Below are 26922 nucleotides of genomic sequence, written 5' to 3'. Positions count from 1 at the left end.
GCTTATGCCGCTTTCTAGAACGGTACCCTTAATCGTTTTACCAGGATTCAGCCGTTCTAATTTTTCTACTTGTTGGTGAAGTCTGGTCGGGTTGCCGCTGGATTCTGTTACACGGTTCATATCGGCCTTGCCGTACTTGTACAGCTCACCGTCTATTCGAATTTCGTACACACCGAAATTACCTGCAGCGCCGTTGGTGTTGAGATTAAGAAGTCCCCATGGGTCAATCCAAGAGATGGGATTTTGTGCGTATTTGTAGAGGTTGATTCCCCCCGTCAACCCAATCGGATCCGGCGTAGTAAACCGCCCCACATCCGGATCATAAAACCTAAACGTATTGAAATGCAGCCCCGTCTCCCGGTCCATATGCTCCTGCAACAACCGCAGGCCATCCCACATGAACCGGGTCTCGCCCAGCGGATAGCCGTCGCGGCCATGCTCGGTTTTTTCAATGCGCCGGCCCAGCGGGTCATAGGTCATCCTGAGCACGCTGCCGTTTTCATTGCGTACTTCAATCAGCCGGCTTTCGGCGTCGTAGGCAAAGCGCTGCACGCCGCGTTTGGCGCTGCGTTTTTCGATCATGCGGCCAAAGGCGTCGTAGCGGTAACGCTTGTCCTGGTAGGTCAGCAGTTTGTTATGCACCACCAGCCCGGCGCCGGGTTGCGGGCCGTCGAGCAGGTTGGCGGCGGCATGCTCGAACTGCTTTTGTGCCGGTGTAGGCAACGGTGGCGTGAGCGCAGGTACACGCGCGGTTAGTCGTAACAATATTGCTCTGTCAGGTCGCAGAGTGTATGAGGAGCAGCCAGTAATCGGGATGCAAGAGGAATATACCCCGGAATCATTTTTTGCTGTTCATCACCGGATCCGCGAGGTTTGTGTCGCCGTCATTCATGCGCTGCAAAAGTTTGACTGCTCGAGAGAAACCTTGAGCAGCAGAGCGCTCCAACCACTGCCGGGCTTGTTCAAAATTCTGTTCGACTATCCATCCATCAACGTACATTTTACCCAGATCAAACTCTCCATGGGCATCACCGGACTCAGCTCTGGGGAAGTGGAATTTCACCTCTTTAGAGATCGTATCAATTTCCCAATAGTCGCGCTTGTTTGCTTGGAAAAGGCGAATGGTTTGATCGTCCACCCATTCAACAGCGCCTAGCAGTGATTCGAAAAGTCCCAGCGATATGCCAATTCGTGTGGCAGTAAAAAACTCGGTTGGTGTGTTTTTGGGGCCTTGCACCAAGACGCCGATATTAATGTATCGATCCGTGCGCCAGGCGGCTGACGCCGTGAGCGTTTTAGCTGGGTTTTTCAGTGAGCGGCCTGAAGTACCGGAAAACTGATAGCCACGTTTGACAATCGCTGCATGAAGTTTATGTATTGGGTCGGTATCCCAACCTTTGAGAGTTGCTAATGATAGGAGCGCCTCATTGATATCGTCGATAAAGCACTGGCGAATAACGGCGTCTGTAGCTTCCGTCGGCAGGTCCTGTAAGTGCTTGAAAGGATGAGAGTAGGTGCAAACATTTGTAAGTGTCAGCTCTGCTTCCTCTGGCGCTTGCTGAAGAACCACTTTGGCAACTCCACCAGTAGAAAGCTTGCAAGTGGTCGTTAGAAGATAAATATAGAGTACGGCGGCCTCTCGAACGCTGTGAGCCTGCAGGCGGTCTGTAGTTGGAATAATTTCGAGTGTTGATAAATATTTGCTCATTAGAGTTTCTATCTCGTCGCATTTGGCAGTGAGTTGCCCACAGGATTAATCCCGACTTTTGGAAATGAAGGTGTTTGACCTGCTCGCTGAGCGGCTACTGAGTAGCCATTGACTCTACCTTGTTCAACTTTAAGAGCCTTGGTGCGTGTTACATTTTTTCTGATTATGGCGGACTCGTATTTATCAGAACTCCCCCTGTTAAGTCTGCGTACCTGCGACTGCGCTCGGTAAGATTTCCCATTTTTGGAAATTTTCCCACCGCTGATACCATATTTGTACACCTGCCCAGTCGTTTTGTTACGAATGACGTATACATGATTTACCTTGTTATTTTGTCTGGAATTTCCGTTTGCAGCGCCGCAAGTTTTCCATCCCCATGGATCGATCCATGCAATCGGATTTGATGCGTATTGGTAGAGATTAAGCTCTCCGTCCAACCCAATCGGATCCGGCGTAGTAAACCGCCCCACATCCGGATCATAAAACCTAAACGTATTGAAATGCAGCCCCGTCTCCCGGTCCAGATACTGCCCCTGAAACCGCAAATTCTGCTCTTCAATGTAATAAGGCTCGCGCACCTCCTCCAGTGTGTTGCCCCACACCCGATACGTCGCGCGCCACACCGTTTCTCCATCTGCTTCGGTCAGTTGCTCCGGCAATCCGTTCAGATCGTTGTGGTAGTAGCGGATTTTCTGCAGCGGGCCGATGCCGTCGACTCGGGCCAAGGGTTCGTAGCCTTCGTCTTCATAGACATACAGGCTCGTCTGACTGTGTTTATGCTCCTGCAACAACCGCAGGCCATCCCACATGAACCGGGTTTCGCCCAGCGGATAGCCGTCGCGGCCATGCTCGGTTTTTTCAATACGCCGGCCCAGCGGGTCATAGGTCATCCTGAGCACGCTGCCGTTTTCATTGCGTACTTCAATCAGCCGGCTTTCGGCGTCGTAGGCAAAGCGCTGCACGCCGCGTTTGGCGCTGCGTTTTTCGATCATTCGGCCAAAGCCGTCGTAGCGGTAACGCTTGTCCTGATAGGTCAGCAATCGGTTATGGCGCACCAAGCCGCCAGAGGTTTGCGGGCCGTCGAGCAGGTTGGCGGCCGCGTCGTAGGCGAAGGTTTCGCGCTGGCCGCGCAGGTTGTCCTGGCTGGCGATGATGCGGCCGGTGGCGTCGTAGTGCAGCAGTTGGCGATGTTGCGCGGCGGGTTGCTGGTCGAGTTTGCCGATCAGGTTGTCGGCGGGGTCGTACTCGAAGTGTTTTTGTGTGGCCGCCGGCATCAACGAGGGCTGGCTGGCGTGGCGGCGCTGGCGTGCGCGCAGGCGGCCGCTGCGGTCGTATTCGCTGCGGGTGCTGAGTTGGCCTTGGGTGCGCAGCACTTCGCGGTGCAGGCGGTCGCGTTCGAAGTCGCTGATGACCTGGCCGTCGAGGTTGATCTGGTGCAGGTGGCCGCTGCCGTAGTACAGGCGATTGAGCCAGCGGCCGTCGGGCAGTTGGGTTTGGATCAGGTTGCCGAGTTCGTCGTAGCGATGGTGCAGATTGCCCGCTGAACTCTGTTCGGCAAGCAACTGGCCAAGGGCGTCGTAAGCGAAACCAAGAGCCTGGGTATTGCCCTGCAAGTCGGTGAAGGTGACGGCGGTTAGCTGGTCCACCGCATCGTAGCTGTAGTCGGTGCGGCCATCGTCGGTGGTCTTGGCAATCAACCGGCCAACCGCATCGCGCTCCAGTCGATGAATGATGGGGGGCGCTGGCATCTCGGGAACTATCGCCAAGCCATTGCCATAAGGCGCCGCAGCGGCGGTCACCGCCGTGATGTTATCCAGCCGGTCGTAGGTGTAGCGCTTGGCGCTGCCGTCGAGGTCTTGTTGTTGGGTCAGCCGATCCCCGGCATCCCACGCGAACCGATAGCTTTCGCCGTTCTCGTTGACCAGCGCTTGCAGCCGCCCATAGCTGTCATAGCCGAATTGCACCTGCCGGCCATGGGCGTCGGTGCGCTGGCGTACCTGGCCGCGACGGTTGTGCTGGTAGAGCGTGGTGTGCCCGGCGGGGTCGGTATAGCCCACCAACTGACCGCTGACATCGCGCTGATAGCGCTCAATGCGTCCGTCCGGCAGTTGGCTGCTGAGCAAGCGCCCGTTGGCGTCATAGCTGAATTGAGTGCGTTCGCCGAGGGCGTCGGTGATGACCTGCAAATAGCCTCGCTCGTCATAGCTGAAGCGCGTGGGGTAACCCGAGCAGTCAATGTGCTCGACCAGTTGCCCGAACGAATTCCACCGCAGCTTCTTGCGTTTACCCGTGGCGTCGACGATTTCCACGACCTGTCCATGGGCGTCGTAGCGATAGCGAGTGATATGACCCAGCGGATCGGTTTCGGCGATGCAGTTGCCGCGCGGGTCGTAGCGATACTGCCAGCTGTGGCCGGCGGCGTCGGTTTCCACCAGCGGTAAGGCCCAATGTTCCAGCCACAGCGTCGAATCGCTGCGGCCCAGCGGGTCGGAATCGTCGATCAGGTTGCCGGCCTCGTCGTAACTGTATGCGTAGCGCCCACCCTGTGGATCGGTGGCACTGAGCAATTGGCGTTCGTCGTTCCACTCGAACAACCAGGTCTGGCCGAGGTTGTCGCTGTGTTGAATGATCTGATGCTGGGTATTCCAGTGGCGGCTGCTGACGCGTTGCAAGCCGTCCGTAATGCGGGTGAGGCCGGCTTTCAAGTCATAGTCGAACTGGTAGGCGTCACCCTCGTCGGTCCAGTGCCGGACCACGCGCCATTCCAGGTCTTCGACCAGCGCCCATTCATAGAAGCAACGCAACCCGGTGGGCAACTGATGCTCCACCATCCGGCGCCCGGCGTCGTAGGCGAAGCGCCGCTGCACCTGGCCGGTGGTATCGCGTACCTCAGCCAGATTTCCCGCCGTGTCGTAGGTATAGCTGACGAGCACTTCGCGGCGTTGATCGGGATAGATGCGTTCGATATGAGTGACGCGTTCACGCTCGCGCACCAGTTCGACTTGCACCAGATCGAAAGTATCGTGCAGGCGCACCAGGCGCCCGGCGGCGTCATAGTCGACGTGGATACGGTTGTCGTTGCGGTCACCGAGCTGAGTCAGGCGGAGCAAGCCAGCATTGGTCGGGGTCGGTTCGAACAGCCGGTACAGGCCGTCATCACTTTCGATCAGCAATTGCCCGTTGAGGTGGCGCCGCACGGAGAGTCCTTCACCGGCGCTGAACACCGCGCCGCCCAGGGCAATCGAGCCCATGTCGATCGGTCGGCCCTGCTCATCGGTGTAGACCAGCGTATCGCCGCCGTCGGGATGAGGGCGGATCTCGACGCACACCTCATAGGCGACACTCCAGCCCGCGCCGAACAGACTGCCGGGGCGTTCGTCGCGGCTGTTGTAGATGCGTTGCCAGTCGATTGGCAGGATGCCGGGCAGCACGAAATCCAGCTCCTCGACATCGCCCAGCACTTTCGCGCCGGTCGCCGCATGCACCGGGTTGGACGAGCCCATGGCCGCGTTGGCCATCGCGCCCATTGCACTGCTGACCGCCATCGAAGTCGCGCCGCCGATCAGCATGCACGGCAGCTTGCTGAAGAACTTGCCCTTGCCGCCCTTGAGCATCAACAACGCCGTGACTGCGAGCCCGACGCCGGGTGTCTTGCCGCTGCGGATTTCCCGCACCACCACTGAGCCGCCGCCAATCGTCACGTTGGGTGAAATCAGCCCGGAAGACACCACGCTGGCGTCGCACGTACTGCGGTCGCCGCTGCGCACCGCTGGTTGGCCATTGATCGTGACCTTGGACGAACCTTCGGCGAGAAACTGCGGCGGCATCGGTGGATGCTTCATGCACGCGACCAGGTCCAGCGGCTTTGGCACGGCGCCTGGCGCCGGAGTGGCAACCGTGGGGCGCCACATCTGCGAGAAGAAACTCTCGGCCATGTCCAGATAACTGGCCTCGGGTTCCGGCTCGGGTGCTTCCAGTTCGGTGCCTGCCGGCGCCACATGAGAGCTGATCGCCCCGGCGGCCCGGGCGGCAGGGATGTTGTTGGTCAGGGTATCGGTTGAGCCGGTGAGAATATTCGCCTGTACCGTGGGCGGGAAAAGGGCATTGCTGAAGCTATCGCATAAGTTTGTCAGGCCTTTGTCTGCACCGGTCTTGCTCATGGCAAGGCCAACAATCGTGCCCACTACCGCGCCCAACAGGAAGCACCCCAACCCGCCGGTCACGACGGTAATCCCTGTGGCAGCGACAACGGCAGCAGTCGCCACGGCAGTGATCGCGATATTGGCAGCCACCTCCAGCACACCGCCGAGGATGTCGGCCATCATCGAGGTGTGGGCCAGCGCATCGCCCATGCGAGCGGCCCAGAGTGCGTCAGACATACGCGGTGCCCAGGGCCGTGGCGATTTTCTTGAGACCTTCCATAGTCAATCAGTTGCTCCCTCGTCTGGTTACGGCATGCTCATCAAGGCTGTTCGCAGGCGTTTGATCAGCCGCGGATCTTCAAGGCAGTCGACAGGCCGCACATTGTCGAGAGCGGGAACTTTGCGTTCGATCCACCACAGCCCTTCCTTGAGCCCTCGCTTGCCTCGCAGCACAACGGCCACGTCGAGGTCGCCGGCCAATGCTTGCGCCAGGGTGCGCGCGTCTTCGTCCAGATAGTCTTCTTTGTACAGCGCTACCATGCTTTGCCAGTCGGCATCGCCGGGGTATTCATCTTCAAGTGGCATGATCAGAATCCTGCAAATGATATTAAGTTGCTGCCGGTCGGGTTTCGCGCGGATGGGGCAAGAATCCCATCATAGCCATTGGCTTTTGCCCAGCTGCCGATCTGGTGAGTTTCGGTGTATTTGTTACCCGTAATGCTTTTGAGTGATACGCCTAACTGTTTGCGCACGTCGGCGCGCGTTAAGTCCAGCACGTTGTTTAGCTGCACCTTTTTACTGACCAGTACCCGTGTGGACAGGTCGACATCCCAGTGGGTGACTTCGCCCAATGCGGTCTTTCGCGAGTTGGCGCCATACACGCCACCCAGTCCCCTGGCCGTGTACCGGTGTCGGGACTCCACATTCCACTTGTGTGCCTGCCAGGTCGTACCGATGCGTCCGGGCTCCTCGAATCGATACACCGTGCGATTGACCTTACGCCCCTTGGGTGGGCTTGAGCACTTCATCAGGCCCAGCGGGTCGATCCAGCTCAGGGGGTTGGGTGCGTACTGGTAGAGGTTAAGGCCGCCGGCCAGGCCGATAGGGTCGGGCGTCGTGAAGCGTCCGATCTGCGGATCGTAAAAGCGCAGCGTGTTGTAGTGCAGCCCGGTTTCTCGATCCAGGTACTGGCCCTGAAAGCGCAGGTTCTGTTCTTCGATGTAATAGGGCTCGCGGGTTTCCTCGACGGTATTGCCCCAGACTTCATAACGCGCCTTCCATACCGTATGGCCGTCGCTTTCCGTGAGCTGCTCGGGCAGGCCATTGGGGTCGTTGTGATAGTAGCGAACCTTTTGCAGAGCCCCGAGGCCATCGACGCGTGCGACGGGTTCGTAGCCCTCGTCGGCATAGATATAGAGGCTGGTCCGCTGGTTGCAGCGCTCCTGCAACAACTGCATCGCGTCCCAGGTGAATAGCGTCTGGCTCTGCTGGACACCGTTACGGTCAAACAATGTTTTGGCGATCCGTCGGCCCAGCGGGTCGTAGGTCATTTTGACCGTGGAGCCGTCGTTGTTGTTCACCTGCACCAGCCGCTGCTCGGCGTCATAGCTGAAGCGTTGGGTGCCGCGCTGGGTGCTGTATTTTTCGACCATGCGGCCGAAACCGTCGTAGCGGTAACGCTTGTCCTGATAGGTCAATAACCGGTTGTGGGCCACATGCCCGAGGCCATCTTGCAAATTGGCGGCCGGGTCGTAGGCGAAGGCTTCACGTTGACCCAGAAGGTTGTCCTGGCTGGCGAGAATGCGACCGGTGGCATCGTAGTGCAGCAGTTGGCGGTGTGTCGTGCCCGGGTGGCTGACAAAGCGCTCGACCAACTGGTCGCTGTCGTCATAGCCAAAGCGTGTTTGCGTTGCTGGTACCAGCAGCGACTGGTCCTGTTGCCGACGCTGACGGGCGCGGAGTCGTCCGCTGCGGTCGTACTCGCTGCGGGTGCTGATACGGCCCTGGGTGCGCAGGACTTCCCGGTGAAACCGATCACGCTCGAAATCACTGATGACCCTGCCATCAAGATTGATCTGGTGCAGATGCCCGCTGCCGTAGCGCAGGCGGTTGAGCCAACGGCCGTCAGGAAGCTGGGTCTGAACCAGATTGCCCAGCTCGTCGTAACGGTGTTCCAAACTGCCGGCGGCACTGTGTTCGAGAACCAGTTGGCCGAGGACGTCATAACCGAATCCCAGACTCTGTTGGCCGTCACGCCCGGTGAACGTGATGGATGTGACTTGATCCAGCTCGTCATAGCAATATTCGGTGCGCCCATCCAGGGTGTTCTTGGCGACCAGCCGACCTGCGGCGTCCCGTTCCAGGTCGTGAATGATGGCTGTCTCGGTGCCGTGTACTGCGATCGTCTCTACCTGCGTGACGTTGTCCAGTGGGTCGTAGGCGTAGCGCTTGAGACCGCCGTCCAGGCGGTGTTCCTGGGTCAACCGGTCGCCGGCGTCCCAGTCGAACCGGTAGCGTTCACCGTTCTCGTTGGTCAGGCTTTGCAGGCGGCCGTAAGCATCATGGTTCAACGTCACGCGGCGGCCATGGGCGTCAATGCGCTGATGTAACTGGCCACTCAGGGCATGCTGGAAGTAGGTAGTGTTGCCAGCGGGGTCGCGATAGCCGATGACCTGACCACAGGCGTCGTGCTCATAGTGTTCGCTGCGGCCGTCGGGCAATTGCTTGCGGGTGAGTCGGCCTTGATCGTCATAGCTGAACACCGTGCGCTCGCCCAGTGCATCGGTGCTGGTCAGCAGCAGGCCGCGCTCGCAGTAGCTCAAGCGAGTGGTCATTCCCGAACAGTCGGTGTGCTCGCTTAACTGGCCGAGCGGCGTCCAGCGCAGGGTTTTGCTCTTGCCACTGGCATCGGTGATTTGCACGACTTGCCCGTGGGCATCATGACGATAGGCCGTGACGTTCCCAGCAGCGTCGGTTTCGCTGACGCAATTGCCGCGCGAGTCGTAACGGTATTGCCAGGTATTGCCTGCGGCGTCGGTTTCTGCCAGCGGTAGTGCCCAATGTTCCAGCCACAAGGTCGATTCGCTGCGTCCCAAGGGGTCGAGCGTCTCGCTCAGGTTACCGGCTTCGTCGTAGCTGAATTGGTAGTGCCCGCCGTTGGGATCGGTGGCGCCCAGCAGTTGGCTTTCATCATTCCATTGGAAGGCCCAGGTACGTCCGAGCACATCGATAGACTCGATGATCTGATGCTGTTGATCCCATCGGCGGATGCTGATTCGCTCCAGCCCGTCGGTGATGCGGGTGATGCCAGCGTCCAGTTCGTAGTGGTAATCGTAGGTGTCCCCGGCGTCTGTCCAGTGCCGGACCACACGCCACTCACGGTCTTCCACCAGGGCCCACTGGTAGAAACAGCGCAAGCCGGTGGGCAATTGATGCTCGACCATACGCTGCCCGGCATCGTAGACAAATCGACGTTTAACCTGGCCGTCGGATTGACGTACACAAGCCAGATCGCCACGGCTGTCGTAGCTGTAATGCATCAGCACTTCGCGGCGCTGGTCGGGGTAAAGCCGCTCGATCTGGCTGACGCGGCGCTGCCAGGTTGCGTCGTATGCCAGTTCAACCTTGACCAGGTCAAAGGTGTCCCGAAGCCGCAGCAGGCGACCGTCGTTGTCATAATCCAGGTAGATACGGTTGTCGTTGCGATCACCTAATTGACTAAGGCGCAGCAAGGTAGCGTTCTGTGGCGCCGGGTCGAACAACCGATACAGACCGTCGGCACTTTCGATCAGCAACTGACCGCCCAGGTGGCGCCTGACGCTGAGCCCCTCGCCAGCACTGAACACGGCGCCGCCCAAGGGGATCGATCCCATGTCGATGCGTCGGCCTTGCTCGTCGACGTACACCAGGTGTTCGCCGCCTTCCGGGTGGCGCAGCAAGTGGACGCTGACCTCATAGGACAGGCTCCAGCCGGCACCGAACAAGCCATCCTGGCGCTCGTCCCGGCTGTTGTAGAAACGTTGCCAGTCGATGGGCATGATGCCAGGCAGGGCAAAATCCAATTCCTCGGAACCGCCGAGTACCTTGGCTCCGGTACTGGCGTGAACAGGGTTAGGCGAGCCCATGGTCGCATTGGCCAGGGCGCCCATGGCCTGGCTGACCACAAACGAATTGACGCCTGCGAGCAGCATACAAGGCAGGTTGCTGAGGAACTTGCCTTTGCCCCCTTTGAGCATCATCAAGGCGGTAACGGCGAGGCCTACACCCGGTGTTTTGCCGCTGCGTATCTCGCGCACCACCACTGAGCCACCGCCGATGGTCACGTTCGGCGAGATCAGCCCCGACGACACCACCGTCGCGTCGCAAGTGCTACGGTCGCCGCTGCGCACGGCGGGCTGACCGTTGATCGTGACTTTTTCCGAGCCCTCGGCGAGAAACTGCGGCGGCATCGGAGGATGCTTCATGCACGTCACCAGGTCCAACGGTTTGGGGACTGCGCCGGGGGCCGGGGTGGCGACGGTAGGGCGCCACATTTGTGAAAAGAACCCCTTGGCCATATCCAGGTAGCTGGGCTCTTCGCTGTGTTCCGGCTTCGACGGTGGTTCTTCGGCTTCGGTGCCGGAGGGGGCGACATGGGATGGCACCGTGCCGGCTGCCCGTGCAGCGGGGGTTGAGTTGATCAGGGTGTCAGTGGAGCCGCTGACAATCGTCGCCATGACGGCGGGAGGGAACAGCGCGTTGCCGATGCCTTCGCACATCGTGCTCAAGCCTTTGTCGGCACCGGTTTTGCTCATGGCGATGCCGACAACCACGCCGACGACGGCACCCAACACGCACGCGCCCAGCCCCCCCGTCGCAACGGTGATACCGGTCGCCGCCACCACCGCAGCCGTGGCCAACGCCGTTATCGCCACGTTAGCCGCGACCTCGAGCACACCGCCAAGGATGTCGGCCATCACTGAGGTATGGGACAAGCCATCCCCCAACCGTGCGGCCCAGAGCAGTGCGTCAGACATTGAGGCGCGTCGTCACTGTGGCATGTCGAAGGACAGCGAGTTTTTGATCAAAGCCCAATGCGCCGCCTCGGCATCCCCCAGCGTGTCTGCCTTGACGTAACTCAAGGCGAGCATCTTGCGCGTCCCTGGCAACACCAACGCCAGTTGATACTGGAACACCTTGTCATTGCCCTTGTTGAACTGGCTGCGCAGCTCGATACCTTCCACCTCTTGGGCGGCGCCCAAGCGCACGGTGACGCTCGGTTGGCAGCGCAAGTCCTGCACCTGTTTTTCCAGGCGCTTGAGTTGGTCGTCGAAATTGCTGTGCAGGGTTTCGCCTTCGGCGAGCAGGCTGCGGCTGACGATCAGGGAAGTGCCCAGTTCGGGGAACTTGAGGATATTGATCGACGCGTCCTGCAGCTCGCCGGCCGGCAGTTGGAACTGGAATTCGTTGATTCGGTACGTCATGGAAGACAGGTCTCGTCAGGAGCTTTTAGGCGCGGGGAACGCGGCTTTGATGTTGGCGTCGATGCTGGCTTTTATGCCTTGGCCATCGGGCGTCGCGCCGGGGCCGCCGCCATTGTTCAGGTGCAGCACGCCGCCGGTGTTGAACTCGGCATCGCCGCTGGCGTAGAAGCTGATTTGCACGCCGGTGAGGTTGATCTGCCCGCTGGCGTTCAACTCCAGGATGCTTTCGCCGCAGACCAGGCGTAGGTTTTCGCCCACTTCGATGACGTAACTCTGGCTGATGCTGTCGGTCTTCCTCTGGCCCACCGAGAGGATGTCTTCCTGCTTGACGATGCGCAGGCGGTTGTTGCCAATCGTCACCGTCTCGTTGTGCCCAATACTCTTGTTGCGGTCATGCCCCACCGAATGGCTCTCATCCACCTCGACGACGATGTCCTGATTGCGCTCGGCATGGATATACAACTGTTCCACCCCCTTCTTGTCCTCCATGCGGATTTCATTGAAGTTGGCTGGCGTGCCGCCCTTGCTCGAACGACTTTTCATGCCGCTCTGGGTCGCGTTCTCCGGCAAATCGTAGGGCACCGTCTGCTCCGCGTTGTACACCCGCCCAGTAATAATCGGCCGGTCGGGGTCGCCTTCCAGAAAGCTCACAATCACCTCCTGGCCGATCCGTGGGATCTGCATCGAGCCCCAGTTCTTGCCGGCCCAGGATTGCGATACGCGTATCCAGCACGAGCTGTTTTCGTTGGACTGGTCGTGGCGGTCCCAGTAGAAATGCACTTTCACGCGGCCGTACTGGTCGGTCCAGATTTCCTCGCCTTTGGGGCCGACCACCAGCGCGGTCTGCGGGCCTTTGACGATGGGGCGATAGGTGTTGGCCAGCGGGCGGAAGCTTTGTTGGGCGTCGATGCAGGTCAGGCTGCTGTCGAACTGCGCCGAGCTTGAACCGCCGCCGCTTTCCAGGCTTTCCTGAACGATGTAATAGCGGCAGCCGACGATCAGGTATTCGCGGTTCTGGTCCTGGCGGCTGAAGCCGGTGAGGCTGAACAGATTGCCGGAACCGAGGCCGCGGGCGTTGCCGTTGAATTCGATTTGTTCATGCAGGGTTTGCAGGGCTTCGATGCGGGTGCGCGCGTAGTGTTCGCCGTCCGCGCTTTGCACGTAGGTGCCGGGGTAGTCGTACAGCGGGTAGTCGCCGGCGGCGTGCGGGCGCGGCATCGCCGAGCGCACGTCGATGCTCGCGCTGGGGCGCTGGAAGTCGTAGTCGTTGAGCTCCAGCGAGCCCGGCTGCACTTGCTGGGCCAGGTGCCAGTTGTACAGGTGGTCGCGTTCGCGTTGCTGCTCGTCCTTGGGGTAGTACGGAATCGACACGTAGCCCGGCACCGTGGCGTGGGCGCCGTAGGCATCGGCCAGTACCAGCACGTGGCGGTCCTGTTCATGGCGGAAGAAGTAGTAGATGCCTTCCTGTTCCATCAAGCGGCTGACGAAATCGAAGCTGGTCTCGCGGTACTGCACGCAGTATTCCCACTCGCGATACGGTCGGCTCAGGGCGTCTTCAAAGTCGGAAAAGCCGAGGTCGCGGAACACCTGCTTGATGATCTGCGGGATGCTCAGGTTCTGGAAAATCCGGCAGTCTGACGTGCGGCTCAGCAGCCACAGCCACGGGCGCAGTGTCACCTGATAGCTGGCGAACTGGCCCTGGTCGATGCTCTGGCTGCACTGCGCGACGATGCCGTGAAAGTGCCGCTCGCCGCCGTCCGCCAATTGCACGCCGACGCTCATCGGCTTGCCCAGCAACTGGTTGAGGTCGATGTTGGCGTCCAGGGAGGTCAGTTGCAGCTCATAGGCGAACAGCCGACCCAACTCTTCGCCGCCACCCATTTGATTGAGCAACAGCACGTCCGGCCCGAGGGGGCTGGTGATCTTGGCCAGGCGTGAGGTTTGGTTGAATAGCATCGGGCGTCTCGAAAATGACTAAATAACTGAAGAAACCGAGTTCAAATGTGGGAGGGGGCTTGCCCCCGATGGCGGTGTATCAGTTGATGCATTCGGTGACTGATTCACCGCCATCGGGGGCAAGCCCCCTCCCACATTTTTGATTATGTTTCTTCAGGTCAATCGTTGAACTGATAGTGCAATTCATTATCCCGGCTACTGATCCGCACACCCGCCAGCGCCTTGCCTTCGAGCATGCGCGTGAGGAATTCACGGCTCATGTCCGGCAGCAGGCTGTTGGTGAGGATCGTGTCGATCATGCGCCCGCCGCTTTCGGTCTCGGTGCAGCGCGAGACGATCAAATCGACCACTGCGTCGTCGTAATCGAAGGCGACTTTGTGGGTGTTCTGCACACGCTTCTTGATGCGCTCGAGTTGCAGGCGGGTGATCGCCTTGAGCATCTCGTCGCTCAGCGGGTAATACGGGATGGTCACCAGTCGGCCGAGCAGTGCGGGCGGGAAAATTTCCAGCAGCGGCTGGCGCAGGGCTTTGGCAATGTCTTCCGGCGCGGGGATGTTCGCCGGGTCTTTGCAGACCTGGGAAATCAACTCGGTGCCGGCGTTGGTGGTCAGCAGGATCAGCGTGTTCTTGAAGTCGATGACCCGGCCTTCGCCGTCTTCCATCACGCCCTTGTCGAACACCTGGAAGAAGATCTCGTGTACGTCCGGGTGGGCTTTTTCCACCTCGTCCAGCAGCACCACGCTATAGGGTTTGCGCCGTACCGCTTCGGTCAGCACGCCGCCTTCGCCGTAGCCGATGTAGCCCGGTGGCGCGCCCTTGAGGGTCGACACGGTGTGGGCTTCCTGGAACTCGCTCATGTTGATGGTGATGACGTTCTGCTCGCCGCCGTACATGGCTTCGGCCAGGGCCAGGGCGGTTTCGGTCTTGCCCACGCCGGAGGTGCCGGCCAGCATGAACACGCCGATCGGCTTGCTCGGGTTGTCGAGGCCGGCGCGGGAGGTCTGGATGCGCTTGGCGATCATCTGCAAGGCGTGGTCCTGGCCGATGATGCGTTTCTTCAGGTGCTGGTCGAGGTTGAGCACGGTTTCCAGTTCGTTGCGCGCCATGCGGCCGACCGGGATGCCGGTCCAGTCGGCGACCACCGAGGCCACCGCCTGGTAATCCACGGTCGGCAGGATCAGCGGGGTTTCGCCTTGCAGCGCGGTGAGGCGCTGCTGCAGGTCGACCAATTGCGCACGCAACTCATCGTTGCCGCTGTCGACCACGCCGACTTTTTCACGCAACGTGGCGCGGGTGGCGAGCAACTCATCGACCAGGGTTTTCTCTTCGGCCCAGCGGCTTTCCAGGCTGGCCAGGCGCTCGCGCTCGGCACTCAGCAGGGCTTCGCTGTTGCTCTGGCGTGCCCCGATGGCGATGCCGATCGCATGCTCGCGGGCGATGATCTGCAGCTCGGTTTCCAGGGCTTCGATGCGGCGACGGCTGTCGTCGACTTCGGCCGGCACCGCATGCAGGCTGATGGCGACGCGGGCGCAGGCGGTGTCCAGCAGGCTGACGGATTTATCCGGCAACTGGCGCGCCGGGATGTAGCGGTGGGACAGCTTCACCGAGGCTTCCAGTGCTTCGTCGAGGATCTGCACCTGATGGTGTTTCTCCATGGTCGAGGCCACGCCGCGCATCATCAGCAGCGCCTTGTCTTCCGACGGTTCGGCCACCTGCACTACCTGGAAACGGCGGGTCAGGGCCGGGTCTTTTTCGATGTGTTTCTTGTACTCGGCCCAGGTGGTCGCGGCCACGGTACGCAAGGTGCCGCGGGCCAGAGCCGGTTTGAGCAGGTTGGCTGCGTCACCGGTGCCGGCGGCACCACCGGCACCCACCAGGGTGTGGGCTTCGTCGATGAACAGGATGATCGGCTTCGGCGAGGCCTGGACGTCTTCGATGACCTGGCGCAGGCGCTGTTCGAACTCGCCTTTCATGCTGGCGCCGGCTTGCAGCAGGCCGACGTCAAGGCTGCGCAGTTCAACGTCTTTCAGCGCGGGCGGCACGTCGCCGGCGACGATGCGCAGGGCGAAGCCTTCGACCACGGCAGTCTTGCCCACGCCGGCTTCACCGGTGAGGATCGGGTTGTTCTGGCGTCGACGCATGAGGATATCCACCAACTGGCGGATCTCTTCGTCGCGGCCGACGATCGGGTCGAGCTTGCCGCTGCGTGCCTGTTCGGTCAGGTCGACCGTGAAACGCTTGAGCGCTTCCTGCTTGCCCATCGCACTCGGCGCCATCGCACCGCTGGCTTCGCCCGGAACGGCGCCGGCGTTGAAACCGTCGCTGGCCGTCAACGCATTCTCCGGCGAGTCGCCGACGTACTCGTCAAAGCGTTCGCTCAGGGCTTCGGCCTTGACCTTGTCGAACTCCGCCGACAAACCCAACAGCGCATGGCGCAGGCTCGGCGTCTTCAGAATGCCCAGCAGCAGATAACCGGTACGCACCTGGCTTTCGCCGAACATCAGGCTGCCGTAGACCCAGCCGCGCTCTACGGCTTCTTCCACATGGGAGGACAGGTCGGTGATCGAAGTCGAGCCCCGCGGCAGGCGGTCGAGGGCTTCAGTCAGGTCGCGGGCCAGGCGCGCCGGTTCCACGTTGAACTGACGGATGATGCGGTGCAGGTCCGAGTCCTGCAGTTGCAGCAACTGGTGAAACCAGTGGGCCAGTTCCACATACGGATTGCCCCGCAGCTTGCAGAACACCGTGGCGGCTTCGATGGCTTTGTAGGCCACGCTGTTGAGTTTGCCGAACAGTGCGGCGCGACTGATTTCACCCATGCTCTGGATTCCTTGAGGTGGTGGCGTGATCGGCGTAATGCCGGGCCAGGATTAGGTCGTTGGCATCAACCGCAGGGCGGCCGAGCCAGGTGTTGAAGCCCAGGCGGAACCGGCCGTTGAGTTGCAGCGCCGGGACTTCGGGTTGTTGCAGAACCAGGTTCAAGTCCCAGTCCAATTCATGGCCCAGGTACTCGGCCACCCAGGCCACCAGCTCGTTGAACGGCTGGCTGCCGGGCAGCATGCCCATGTAGTCGTCCAGCGCGAGCGGGCCCAGGCGGATGCGGAATTTGTGCTGGCGGTCCCACACATGGCTGCCCAGGCAGAAGTCCACGCCGAGCCGGTTGGCGCTGACCCCGACGCGACTGCGCTCGGGCAGCTCGAGCCATTGGCCGATGTATTCTTCGATCTGTACCGGCAGGCCGAAGTACTCGCCAAGGATCGCCTTCAAGCCATCCGGGTAGCGGGTCTGCGCCGACAGGTGGCCGCTGTAATGCAGCTTTGCCGTGTCGGGGATCAGCCCCTGGTTGAGCAGGCTCGGCATGCCCCGACCGCTCAAGGCGGCGAGGCGCGCCGACCAGTAATCATCGTCCGGGCGGTCGTGGCTGACGGTCGGCCGCGCCTCGGCCCAGGCCCGGTAGAACAGGCTCAACAGGCGATGGTGGAAGATATCCAGGAACTGTTTGCTGGTGCTGTCGGCATTGTTGCGCTGGCGTTCGCGCACGTACTCGGTGATGTGCAGCGGCAGCGGGCCGTTGGGGCCGCCGAGGCCGAAAAAGTACTGCTGCAGCCGCGCCGGCTGGCCGTCGCCAGCGGGGTCGACCGAGGCCAGGGTGGCCGGGGCGAAGGTGCAGTCGGCCTGTTGCCCGAGGCGCAGCGGGTCGTCCGCCAGGCGCAGGGACTGGCCCAGGCGCGGCAGGTCCGGCGATTCGCATTCGATACGCCGCAGCGCCTGGAAGAAATCGTATTCCCAGGGCTCCTGGTGCATCGCATCCAGGGTACTCACAGGGTCGGACGACGTCCGGGCTTGGCTTTCCATCGCATGATCTCGCCGCGTTCGGTGGTACGGATCACCGTCTCGGTAAAACTGTTGATCGACACGTAGCGTGCCAGGAAGCGTTCCAGTACCGCACCGAGCAGGAACACGCCGGTGCCGCGAAACGCGTTTTCATCGAATTCCAAGGTGATTTCCAGGCCGCGCCCAAACACGATCGGGCCGGGCATCGGCAGGCGCCGGGTCACCGCTTTGCTGCTGACTTCGCGCAGGCCTTCGATCTGCAATTGCAGGGCGGCGTCGTTGCTGTCGCCATACAGGCGCAGCAGCTCGCGCAAGGCGCCCGCGCCCTGGCCCTGTTCGCTCAGGGACAAGTAGTTGAGCGACAGCTGGCTGATCAGGCGCCAGGCCTTGGCGTCATGGGCATGGCTGGCACGCGGGCGGCTGGGCCCGGCGACGCAGCGCACGGCCAGCACCGGGGCGCTGTCGGCGAGGGTGAAGTCGGTCTTGCCATTGCCCACGCTCATGAACAGCGGCAAATCGCGGTTGGTACACAGCGCGCTCACGCCGAGTTGGCGCAGGTCGTGGCGATAGGGCGCTTGCTGGCTGTCCACCAGGCTGACGAAGGTTTCGCTGCCCACGTAGGTGGAGCGCGGGCCGTTGCGCCGCTGGTCGCTGGACAGCACCCGTGGCTCACGGCGCACGGTGTAGTACGCCTGGTCGCGGCCATAACGCGAGGGGTCGCGCACCGCATAGAACGGCAGGAACGGCTGCTCCGGCCCGGTGCCGTGGCCGGTGATGCCGTCGAGGGAGTGAATCTCGAAATCCATCGGCCGCGTGCGGTCGGCGATCACATGGTGTTCGTTGACCCGGTCGGACAAGTGGATACGGTCCACGCGTTTCGGGAACAGGTTGATCGCCGGGGTGCAGAACGGCAGGAACTGCGCGGCACCGACGCTGCCTTCCAGGCTCGGTTCGTGGCGGTCGAACAGCACGATCAGTTCCAGTTCCTGGCCGTCGCAACGCTTGACCGCACGGCCCAGTTCGGCGAACTCGACGAACAGGAAGCGGTGGGGCAGGGCGAAGTATTCCTGCAGCAACCGATAGCCCTGGAACGCCCGCGCCACCACGGGCATGGCCGCGTCGGCGTCGTCGAAACCGCGCGAGCGCAGCGCGTCTGGTGGCAGGCGCTCGACCCAATCGCCCCCCGGCTTGCGCGCAAACACCGCGCAGGCATTGCCCAGCAATTGTTCGTAGAGGCGGAACGGTTGCTCATCCGCACCGCTGAGGTACAGCGGCAGGTTGTCCAGCGCGAGGCTGTTGAACGGCAACTCGGCGCCGGTGCGCAGGGTCAGGCGCAAACCGGCCTTGGCTTTCGGTTCGCTGGCCGCCAGGCGCCCGAGCACGGCGGCTGGGTTGCCGAAGTACTCGGCGTGGCTGACCTGCAACGGCCACAGCGTCACCGGGTGAGCGGTGCGGTACTCGCAGCAGGTCTGGGTTTCGCGGCCCAACGCGGCGCGCAAGACGCTGTCGCGCGGCAACGGGAAACCGCTGGCCAGGGAGCCTTCATCCGGGTCGGTCTGCAGTTGCACCACGGTCATCGACGGGGTCGGCGCCAGGTAGTGCGGGTAGGCGATTTCCAGCAGGTTATGGGTGAAGGTCGGGTACTCGGCGTCGAGCTTGAGCTGCACGCGGGCCGTGAGGTAGGCAAAGCCTTCGAGCAGACGTTCGACATAGGGGTCGGCGCAGTCCATGCCGGACAGGCTCAGCCGACTGGCGATCTTCGGGTATTCCTTGGCGAACTCGGCGGCGCTTTCGCGCACGTGGTGCAGTTCCTGGTTGTACAGCTCCAGCAGGCGCGGGTTCATGGGCGTCTCCGCTGGTCGGCGTTGACCACGCGTACATGGCCCGACTCCAGGTCCAGGTCGGTTTGCAGCAGCAGGCGCAACGGCACCGGCTGCGCCCACAGGTCGCCTTCGATCTCGAAGCTCAGGGCGTTGTGGTTCATCTCGCCATGGCCGACACGGGCTTTGACGCGCAGGGTGTGGCGCAGAATACGTGGCTCAAAGGTGGCGATCGCCTGGTAGATCAGGGCTTCCAGGGCCTTGATGTCGACGCTGGAAACACTGTTGCCCGCCAGCGCCGGCAGGCCGTAATTGACCACCGAGGTGCCGGCCGGGGTGTGCAGGGTGGCATCGGCATCGAGCAACGACGTGGTGTTGAGCAGCCACGCCAGGTCACGCAGCACCGAGGCCTTCAATTGGGTGAGGGACAGCACGCGCTTGTCGGCGCTTTCCTTCGGGTTGGTTGGGTCGTCGTCGGTCAACCGGTCCAACAGGGACGGTTGCAGACGGTCGCGGGAAGCGATTTCAGTTACCACCAAAGCAGCTCCACGGACGGGTTGCGAGAGGGACAAAGTGCCTGGGGCCGTGGCGCTGGGCCACGGCCGCCAGGGCTATCAGCGCTTGGTGTTGGAACGGATGTTCCAGCCAAACTTGATCGCGCCGCCGTCTTTGGTGCCGTCGGCTTTCTGCGGTTGGTAGTCGACCATCACCTGGGCGAAGTTCAGGGTGACGTTTTCGGTCAGGCGATCATCGGAGCCCGAACCGCCAGTGCTCAGGGACGTGACCAGCACTTCTTCCAGGTTGATCACCATGTACTCGACCTGGCTTTCACCACCGGCCTTGCGCACGGTCAGCTTGACCTTGTCGATGTGCTTGCCGCTGGCGCAGTGCATCATCAGGTTCGGCGAGGCCTTGTCGACGTACTTGGTCAGCGACAGGTCCTGGATGTTCACCTTGCCCGCGCCGCCGCCACCGCCTACGTGCATGTTGCCGGACTGGGACATGCCCCAGCTCCAGTTCAGCACGTCGATTTCGTCCTTGTGGGCTTTGTCCATGGACTCGCCCTTGATGTCGCCGATCTTGATGAAAATATCAACAGCCATGTTTTCTCCCTGTGTGGACTCAGCCACTGTATTTGTTAACGCCGCCGACCCCTGTAGGAGCGAGCTTGCTCGCGAAGGTCGTCAACGGTGACGCGGGCATCCTGGATGAACGCAGCGCCTTCAAGTTTTTCGCGAGCAAGCTCGCTCCTACAGGGAGCGAGCCAGTCCCGATTTTTTACGCGCTTTTCGCCGACGGCAGTTTCGATACCAGGCGCAGCGACACGGTCAGCCCTTCGAGCTGGTAGTGCGGGCGCAGGTAGAACTTGGAGTTGTAGTAACCCGGGTTGCCCTCGACGTCTTCCACGATCACTTCGGCTGCCGCCAGTGGGTGCTGGGCCTTGGTGGTTTCGGTGGAGTGCGCTGGGTCGCCGTCGACGTAGTTGAGGATCCAGTCCTGCAACCAGCGCTGCATTTCGTCCTTCTCTTTGAAGGAACCGATCTTGTCGCGCACGATGCACTTCAAGTAGTGCGCGAAACGGCAGGTGGCGAACAGGTACGGCAGGCGTGCGGCCAGGTTGGCGTTGGCGGTGGCGTCCGGATCGTCGTACTCGGCCGGCTTCTGCAGCGACTGCGCGCCGATGAACGCGGCGAAGTCGGTGTTCTTCTTGTGCAGCAGCGGCATGAAACCGTTCTTCGCCAGCTCCGCTTCACGGCGGTCGCTGATGGCGATTTCGGTCGGACATTTCATGTCCACGCCACCGTCATCGGTAGGGAACGTGTGGGCCGGCAGGTTTTCCACTTCACCGCCGGACTCCACGCCACGGATGCGCGAGCACCAGCCGTAGTGTTTGAACGAACGGTTGATGTTCACCGCCATCGCGTAGGCGGCGTTGGCCCAGGTGTACTTGGAGCTGTCGGCGCCGTCGGTGTTTTCTTCGAAGGCGAAGGCTTCCACCGGGTCGGTCTTGGCGCCATACGGCAGGCGCGCGAGGAAGCGCGGCATGGTCAGGCCGATGTAGCGCGAGTCTTCCGATTCACGCAGCGAGCGCCAGCCGGCGTATTCCGGGGTGGTGAAGATCTTGGTCAGGTCGCGCGGGTTCGACAGTTCCTGCCACGAGCCCATGCCCATCACGGTCGGCGAAGCCGCAGCGATGAATGGGGCGTGCATGGCGGCGCAGACTTTGGACAATTCGCCCAACAGCTCGACATCCGGTGGCGACTGGTCGAAGTAGTAGTCGCCGACCAGGCAACCGTAAGGTTCGCCGCCGAACTGGCCGTATTCTTCTTCGTACATCTTCTTGAAGATCGGGCTCTGGTCCCAGGCGGTGCCCTTGAATTTCTTCAGGGTCTTGTGCAGGTCCGGCTTGGAGATGTTGAGCACGCGGATCTTCAGCTGCTCATCGCTCTCGGTGTTGTTGACCAGGTAGTGCAGGCCACGCCAGGCGCTTTCCAGCTGCTGGAAATCCGGGTGGTGGATGATCTGGTTGACCTGGGCGGTGAGCTTGGCGTCGATGGCGGCGATGATCGATTCGATCGACTTGATCGCGTCGTTGGACACCAGGTCAGTCTGTGCCAGCGCCTGCTCGGCGAGTGTCCGCACGGCGGTTTCCACGGCTTCGCGGGCACGCTCGGTCTTCGGTTTGAACTCTTGCAGCAACAGCGAGGCGAACTCGCTGGTTTCTTCGGTGGCGCCCAGGTTCTGAGCGCTTTCGCGCACGGTATTCTCGGTCATGATTACTGCTCCCCTGCCGGCTTCGGCGCGCTCGCAAGGGCCTGCAGCAATGCCGGGTCCTTGATCGCTTTCATGATGATTTCTTCAGCGCCGGTCTTGCCGTCCATGTAGGTCAGCAGGTTGGCCAACTGGGTACGAGCTTCGAGCAGCTTGTTCAGCGCATCGACCTTGCGGGCCACGGCGGCCGGGCTGAAGTCGTCCATGCTTTCGAAAGTGATGTCCAGGCTCAGGTTGCCTTCGCCGGTCAGCTCGTTGGGTACGTGGAACGCTACGCGCGGTTGCATGGCCTTGAGGCGCGAGTCGAAGTTGTCGACGTCTACTTCAAGGAACTTGCGGTCGGCCACGGGCGCGAGGGGCTCGGCGGGTTTGCCGGCGAGGTCGGCCATCACACCCATCACGAAGGGCAGCTGGACCTTTTTCTCGGCGCCGTAGAGCTCGACGTCGTACTCGATCTGCACTCGAGGCGCGCGGTTGCGCGCGATGAATTTCTGAGAACTTTGCTTCGCCACGTTGCTGCTCCTGGTCGCTTGAGCGACGGTGTTGTTACTGCGCAGTCGGGCGGCTTACTCGCCGTCCGGGCCACGCAGGTTTTCAAATTGGGACATGCCGTCGGGAATCAGATTGCGCACGATGGCCGCGAAGTCGGCGTGCACCAGATGCTTTGCGCGGTTCAACAGCACCGGCAGCGGGCTCGAAGGCTCGTGACGGGTGTAGTACGCAAGGATCTTGTCGAGGCTGCGCAGCACGTCATCGCGGTTGGCGATGTCGCCGCTGGGGCGCGGTGCGGTGGGGGCGGCGGCGAAGTCGGCCGAGGGGGCATTGTCGTCACTGACGGCCTCGGGTTCGCGGCTGCTGGTCTCACCGTTCGGTACAAATTGGCTGAGGATCTGCAGCGCCTGCTTGAGCGGTTGCTTCAACAGGCTGAGGTCGACGCCCTGGGCCGAGCCGACCTGGTCGCTGACCTGTTGTTCGATGGCTTCGCAGGCGGCACGCGCGGAGCTCAAGGCGTCGCGGGTGGCTTGCAGTTGCTCGGGGTCGCTGTCGAGGAAAGCGGCATTGAGCTGCTGGGCGCCGAGTTGTTCATCGGGAAAACTCATCAGGCCGCTGGCGTTCAGCGCGGCGCGCAGGCTCACGGCGCCGAAGGTGCGCGAGCGCGTGAGGATGCTTTCGCGCAGCAGGCGGATCGTCGCGTCGCCGGTCAAGCCGGACAGGGCGTTGATACGCACGGTGGGGTCGTTATCGTCGTCGGCATCCAGGCGCGGGTGCAGGTCGGCCCAGTATTCGCGCAGCAGCGCGTTGATCAGCGTGAGCGCGTCGGCCAACCCGACCACACCCTGGAGGGCGAGGGCGCTTTGCAGCAGGAAATGGGTGATGCGCAGGTCTTTGCTGCGTTGCAACAGGTCGAGGCTTTGCTGCTGGATGCTGCGCCAGTCCGGCGGTTCGGCAGGCAGGATGGCGTCGCCCATGCTGCGCTCGGGCTGCCCCTTGGCATCACGCTCCAGTTGTAGAAATTGCGCGTCATATTCCATGTCTTCGCCACATGGCGAAGTCGCGGAAACGGCGGCGAGCAGCAACGGCACATCCACTGAAATCGATCTCCCTATCGGCCCGTTAGATGACGGGCAATTCATGCATTAGTTACGTGATGAACTTTGCATGTTTTCTTGGTCATATACGTGTGGCGCCACTAATGTGCCATCACTGGTATTCAAGAAGTTGTGCATTTTTGGTGTAGTAGTTATGGCTTGTCAAGGTAAGCTATTCGCCCTCTGTGACAGATGTGCGGTACTTAACAACCTGCGCGACTGGTGAGTCGAGTGGTGTTCCACGATAGGGTTTTTGTCATTGAGGCCAGTTAAGATCTGCGATCATGCTGGCAAAAAGCAGATTATGACCGTGGTTTGCGTCGCCTGGCGCGATCTCTCGGGAAAGGCGCTCGCCGGGAATCGATTGCGCGCGAAGTATCAGCAAGGAGGCAAGATGTCGCTGTGTTTGACTATCACTAGTTATCACAAGATTACCCCTGGGCAGTGTGCCGAAAAGTCCTTGAACCAGGGCTCGATGGCTATCGGCCGCAGCTCGGATAATGACTGGGTATTGCCTGATCCTGAGCGTCTGGTGTCCTCGAAACATTGCGTAATTCAATACAAAGATGGTCGTTATTATTTAACCGATAACAGTACAAACGGTGTGGAGTTGGTTAACGCCGGCATCCGTCTGCGTCGGGGTAATAGCGAGCCGTTGCAGGATGGCGAGCTGATCCGCATCGGTGATTACGAAATCCAGGCGCGCATCGATTTCAACGTACAGGCTGTGGATAACCAGGCGTTTGCCGGGGATTCCCCGAACAGTTTTGAAGCGCTGATGGGCGCCGTCGCCAGCAAGCCGGTAGCCACGCCAGTGATCGCGCCGCAGTTCCAGGGCGCGTCGTCGATGGATACCTTGCCGGACCTCTTCGATTTTCTCAGCCCGACCGCCGTGCCGCCGCCGACCGTGGCCGATCATGTGCCGTCCGAGCAACACGACTTCCGCCCGCCGACCCCGGTGGCCGTGCCGGTGCCGGTGGTCGAGCCGCCGGCCGCGACGGGCTCGGTCATCCCTGAGGATTGGGACCTGTTTGGCGACACACCGGCGCCGGTGGTCAGCGCACCGCCACCGCCTGCGCCGGTGATCGCGCCGCCACCTGTGGTCGAGCCTGTGCTCCCGGTGGCCGCCGCCCAGCAACCCGATCTTTTGCACGCCTTCCTGCGCGGCGCCGGCCTGGACCCATTGCGCCTGGACAAGGCCCAGGCCGAAGCCCAGATGGAAAGCATCGGCCGCAGCTACCGGCTGATGGTCGAAGGCCTGATCGACGTGTTGCGTGCCCGCGCCAGCCTCAAGGGCGAATTCCGCATGCAGCAGACGATGATCCAGCCCGCGGAAAACAATCCGTTGAAATTCGCCCCGAATGCCGACGAAGCGCTACAGCTGCTGCTGCGTCATGGCAACCAAGCGTTTATGGCACCGGACATCGCGGTGCGCGACAGTTTCGACGACCTGCGCGCTCACCAATTGGCGGTGATGGCCGGTGTGGAAGCGGCGATCAAACACCTGCTCAGCCGCTTCGAACCGGCGCAGCTGGAAGAACGCATGGGCAAGCCCGGCGGGCTGTCGAGCCTGTTCAGCGGCTCGCGCCAGGCCCAGTACTGGCAGCAGTTCACCGAGCTCTACAGCAATATTTCCCGCGAGGCCCAGGAAGATTTCCAGGACCTGTTCGGCCGCGAATTCAGCCGAGCCTACGAAGAGCACAGCGCACGCCAGCGTCGCTGAGCCGCAACGCATGGATAAAACGGAAAGCTAAGTACGTCATTGAGGACGAAGGATGATTCCCAGGTTTTTACTCGCAGTGGCCAGCCTGCTGATGCTGGCGGCGTGTACCAAGGATGTCGCCGAACCCCAGGCCAGCGCCGCCGAGGTTGAAGCGAACACCGCTGCCGTCGAGTTGCACTTTCACGCGATTGCCGGGCTCAACCCCGGCGCCAACGGCCAGGCCGCCCCGGTGCGGGTGCGGATTTTCGAACTGAAAAACGCCGCCACCTTCGGCCGTTCGGATTACTTCGCCCTGGCTGACCGTGCGCAATCCACCCTCGGTCTCGACCTGCTGGACCAGGACGAAGTGATGGTGCAGCCCGGCCAGCAGTTGAGCATCCAGCGCGACCTCGACCCGTCCACCCGCCAGATCGGCCTGTTGGTGGGCTACCGCGAGCTGGACCGCGCGCAATGGCGCACGGTGCTCAACGTGCCGCCGCGCCAATACACCGAATACCAGATCAGCCTCGATGTGCGCGCCGTGCGTGCGGACGTCGTGGTTTCCCCATCCAGCCCAGCCCAATAACAAGCAATCGGAGCCCCCATGTCCTGGAACAATCGCGTGGTCTGGTCGGAAGGCATGTTCATCGGAACGCAGCACTTCCAGCAGCATGACCGTTACCTGGAAAACCTGATCGACGCCCGCAGTCGCCCGTTGTCGGCCGGGGCCTGGGGGTTTTCCGAGCTGCTGATCGATCAGGGCCTGCTGGCCCAGGGCAAGCTGGCGATTGTGTCGGCACGCGGCCTGCTGCCCGACGGCACGCCGTTCAATATCCCCCAGGATGACTTGGCGCCCAGCCCGCTGAATATCGACGACAGCCTGCGTGACGGCCTCGTCTACCTGGCCTTGCCGCTCAAGCGCGCAGGGGCCCGCGACACCGTCGACGACGGCGAAGCGCTTGGCGCCGCCCGCTACGTGAGCCAGGTGCGCGAAGTGCGTGACGACAACGCACCGTTCGAGAATCGCGCCCCGGTGGCCGTCGGCTCCCGTGCGCTGCGCCTGTTGACCGCGCAGGACGGCATCAGCGATTACGCCGCGATCGGCCTGGTACGCATCAAGGAAAAACGCGCCGACCGTGCGCTGGTCCTCGACGACAGCTACATCCCGCCAGTCCTCGATGTGGCCGCGAGCAAACCGCTGACCGCGTTTCGCAGCGAACTGCTCGGCCTGCTGCACCAGCGCGGCGAAGCCCTGGCCGGGCGTGTGGTCGCCTCGGGCGCGGGCGGCGCGTCGGAGATTGCCGACTTCATGCTGTTGCAACTGGTCAACCGTGCCCAGCCGCTGATCCAGCACCTCAGCCAACTGAGCCCGCTGCACCCGGAGCGGTTGTTCAGCGAACTGGTCAGCCTGGCCGGTGAGTTCGCTACCTTCTCCACCACCGGCCGGCGCCCCCAGGAATACCCGCAGTACCAGCACGACGACCTGGCCTTGAGTTTTGCCCCGGTGATGCAGGCCCTGCGTGAAGCGCTGTCGATGTTGATCGACAGCAAGGCCACGCCGATCCCGATCGTCGAGAAAGCCTACGGCATCCACGTGGCCATGCTCGCCGACAAAACCCTGATCGACAGCGCCAGTTTCATCCTCGTGGTACGCGCCGATGTGCCCGGCGAGACCCTGCGCGCGCGCTTCGGCCAGCAGAGCAAAGTCGGCTCGGTGGAGCACATTCGCGACCTGGTCAACCTGCAACTGCCCGGCATTGGCCTGCTGCCGTTGCCGGTGGCGCCGCGCCAACTGCCGTACCACGCAGGCTCGACCTATTACGAGCTGGACCGGGGCAGCGAGCACTGGCAGCAGTTGAGCAATTCCGGCGGCTTCGCCTTCCATATCGCCGGGCAGTTCCCGGGCTTGAACCTGGCCTTCTGGGCGATCCGAGGATAAT

At 61.8% G+C, this 26922-nt stretch carries 17 protein-coding genes and 1 pseudogene; 3 read left to right on the top strand and 15 right to left on the bottom strand.

Annotation, left to right across the window (positions count from 1 at the left end):
* Window positions 1-213 precede the first annotated feature (213 nt).
* From JN756_RS31505 to tssA, 15 genes and pseudogenes are all read right to left on the bottom strand, one after another.
* Window positions 214-690, bottom strand: a pseudogene (locus JN756_RS31505) (RHS repeat domain-containing protein); the annotation flags it as partial.
* Between the two features lie 148 nt (window positions 691-838).
* Window positions 839-1708 carry a tetratricopeptide repeat protein gene (locus JN756_RS31500; protein WP_108525835.1) on the bottom strand — a complete coding sequence of 290 codons (870 nt, stop codon included), beginning with the start codon at window positions 1706-1708 and terminating at the stop codon, window positions 839-841.
* An 8-nt stretch (window positions 1709-1716) separates the two neighbouring features.
* The gene (locus JN756_RS31495; protein WP_250690864.1) at window positions 1717-6087 is read right to left on the bottom strand and encodes an RHS repeat-associated core domain-containing protein; all 4371 of its coding nucleotides are present in this window, start codon (window positions 6085-6087) and stop codon (window positions 1717-1719) included.
* A gap of 69 nt (window positions 6088-6156) precedes the next feature.
* Window positions 6157-6435, bottom strand: a complete 279-nt coding sequence (locus tag JN756_RS31490; RefSeq protein ID WP_057005221.1) for a hypothetical protein — start codon at window positions 6433-6435, stop codon at window positions 6157-6159.
* 2 nt (window positions 6436-6437) lie between these two features.
* Entirely contained in the window at window positions 6438-10865 is a 4428-nt protein-coding gene (locus JN756_RS31485; protein ID WP_201021656.1) for an RHS repeat-associated core domain-containing protein, read from the bottom strand.
* 12 nt (window positions 10866-10877) lie between these two features.
* Complete coding sequence (locus JN756_RS31480) at window positions 10878-11312, bottom strand: DcrB-related protein (RefSeq protein ID WP_057005223.1); 435 nt, start codon at window positions 11310-11312, stop codon at window positions 10878-10880.
* 15 nt (window positions 11313-11327) lie between these two features.
* Window positions 11328-13268 carry a type VI secretion system Vgr family protein gene (locus JN756_RS31475; RefSeq protein WP_250690863.1) on the bottom strand — a complete coding sequence of 647 codons (1941 nt, stop codon included), beginning with the start codon at window positions 13266-13268 and terminating at the stop codon, window positions 11328-11330.
* Window positions 13269-13426: 158 nt separating this feature from the next.
* Window positions 13427-16084, bottom strand: coding sequence for a type VI secretion system ATPase TssH (gene tssH / locus JN756_RS31470; RefSeq protein ID WP_057004026.1), 2658 nt, complete (start codon window positions 16082-16084; stop codon window positions 13427-13429).
* A complete protein-coding gene (tssG, locus tag JN756_RS31465; RefSeq protein ID WP_201021654.1) occupies window positions 16077-17120 on the bottom strand; it encodes a type VI secretion system baseplate subunit TssG in 1044 nt (347 codons plus the stop codon). Before tssG ends, tssH begins: the two co-directional genes overlap by 8 nt.
* Entirely contained in the window at window positions 17084-18943 is a 1860-nt protein-coding gene (gene tssF / locus JN756_RS31460; RefSeq protein WP_046381630.1) for a type VI secretion system baseplate subunit TssF, read from the bottom strand. Before tssF ends, tssG begins: the two co-directional genes overlap by 37 nt.
* Window positions 18940-19455, bottom strand: coding sequence for a type VI secretion system baseplate subunit TssE (tssE, locus tag JN756_RS31455; RefSeq protein ID WP_005792513.1), 516 nt, complete (start codon window positions 19453-19455; stop codon window positions 18940-18942). Before tssE ends, tssF begins: the two co-directional genes overlap by 4 nt.
* A gap of 78 nt (window positions 19456-19533) precedes the next feature.
* Window positions 19534-20022 (bottom strand): Hcp family type VI secretion system effector, encoded by a 489-nt coding sequence (locus tag JN756_RS31450; protein ID WP_003195562.1) that lies wholly within the window; start codon window positions 20020-20022, stop codon window positions 19534-19536.
* A 175-nt stretch (window positions 20023-20197) separates the two neighbouring features.
* A complete protein-coding gene (gene tssC, locus JN756_RS31440; RefSeq protein ID WP_017849979.1) occupies window positions 20198-21694 on the bottom strand; it encodes a type VI secretion system contractile sheath large subunit in 1497 nt (498 codons plus the stop codon).
* 2 nt (window positions 21695-21696) lie between these two features.
* Window positions 21697-22203, bottom strand: a complete 507-nt coding sequence (gene tssB / locus JN756_RS31435; protein ID WP_017849978.1) for a type VI secretion system contractile sheath small subunit — start codon at window positions 22201-22203, stop codon at window positions 21697-21699.
* A gap of 54 nt (window positions 22204-22257) precedes the next feature.
* Window positions 22258-23280, bottom strand: a complete 1023-nt coding sequence (gene tssA / locus JN756_RS31430) for a type VI secretion system protein TssA (protein WP_057004023.1) — start codon at window positions 23278-23280, stop codon at window positions 22258-22260.
* Between the two features lie 394 nt (window positions 23281-23674).
* Here tssA and tagH point away from each other — a divergent pair, with 394 nt between their 5' ends.
* Genes tagH through tssK form a run of 3 tightly spaced genes read left to right on the top strand, consistent with a single transcriptional unit; the run spans window position 23675 to window position 26921 of the window.
* The gene (gene tagH, locus JN756_RS31425; protein WP_201021653.1) at window positions 23675-25003 is read left to right on the top strand and encodes a type VI secretion system-associated FHA domain protein TagH; all 1329 of its coding nucleotides are present in this window, start codon (window positions 23675-23677) and stop codon (window positions 25001-25003) included.
* A 52-nt stretch (window positions 25004-25055) separates the two neighbouring features.
* Window positions 25056-25568 (top strand): type VI secretion system lipoprotein TssJ, encoded by a 513-nt coding sequence (tssJ, locus tag JN756_RS31420; protein WP_079444938.1) that lies wholly within the window; start codon window positions 25056-25058, stop codon window positions 25566-25568.
* A gap of 18 nt (window positions 25569-25586) precedes the next feature.
* A complete protein-coding gene (gene tssK / locus JN756_RS31415; protein ID WP_046381634.1) occupies window positions 25587-26921 on the top strand; it encodes a type VI secretion system baseplate subunit TssK in 1335 nt (444 codons plus the stop codon).
* Window position 26922: the final 1 nt, after the last annotated feature.

Origin of the sequence: Pseudomonas sp. Y39-6 (assembly GCF_023651955.1) — a bacterium.
Classification (GTDB): domain Bacteria; phylum Pseudomonadota; class Gammaproteobacteria; order Pseudomonadales; family Pseudomonadaceae; genus Aquipseudomonas; species Aquipseudomonas veronii.
The sequence above is the reverse complement of the archived record's forward strand: the minus strand, read 5'-3'. Positions and strand labels throughout refer to the sequence as shown.

Bases quoted from the DNA above. Each gene is read 5' to 3' on its own strand.
- JN756_RS31500 (WP_108525835.1), bottom strand. From the start codon at position 1,708: ATGAGCAAATATTTATCAACACTCGAAATTATTCCAACTACAGACCGC.
- JN756_RS31495 (WP_250690864.1), bottom strand. From the start codon at position 6,087: ATGTCTGACGCACTCTGGGCCGCTCGCATGGGCGATGCGCTGGCCCAC.
- JN756_RS31490 (WP_057005221.1), bottom strand. From the start codon at position 6,435: ATGCCACTTGAAGATGAATACCCCGGCGATGCCGACTGGCAAAGCATG.
- JN756_RS31485 (WP_201021656.1), bottom strand. From the start codon at position 10,865: ATGTCTGACGCACTGCTCTGGGCCGCACGGTTGGGGGATGGCTTGTCC.
- JN756_RS31480 (WP_057005223.1), bottom strand. From the start codon at position 11,312: ATGACGTACCGAATCAACGAATTCCAGTTCCAACTGCCGGCCGGCGAG.
- JN756_RS31475 (WP_250690863.1), bottom strand. From the start codon at position 13,268: ATGCTATTCAACCAAACCTCACGCCTGGCCAAGATCACCAGCCCCCTC.
- tssH (WP_057004026.1), bottom strand. From the start codon at position 16,084: ATGGGTGAAATCAGTCGCGCCGCACTGTTCGGCAAACTCAACAGCGTG.
- tssG (WP_201021654.1), bottom strand. From the start codon at position 17,120: ATGGAAAGCCAAGCCCGGACGTCGTCCGACCCTGTGAGTACCCTGGAT.
- tssF (WP_046381630.1), bottom strand. From the start codon at position 18,943: ATGAACCCGCGCCTGCTGGAGCTGTACAACCAGGAACTGCACCACGTG.
- JN756_RS31450 (WP_003195562.1), bottom strand. From the start codon at position 20,022: ATGGCTGTTGATATTTTCATCAAGATCGGCGACATCAAGGGCGAGTCC.
- tssC (WP_017849979.1), bottom strand. From the start codon at position 21,694: ATGACCGAGAATACCGTGCGCGAAAGCGCTCAGAACCTGGGCGCCACC.
- tagH (WP_201021653.1), top strand. From the start codon at position 23,675: ATGTCGCTGTGTTTGACTATCACTAGTTATCACAAGATTACCCCTGGG.
- tssJ (WP_079444938.1), top strand. From the start codon at position 25,056: ATGATTCCCAGGTTTTTACTCGCAGTGGCCAGCCTGCTGATGCTGGCG.
- tssK (WP_046381634.1), top strand. From the start codon at position 25,587: ATGTCCTGGAACAATCGCGTGGTCTGGTCGGAAGGCATGTTCATCGGA.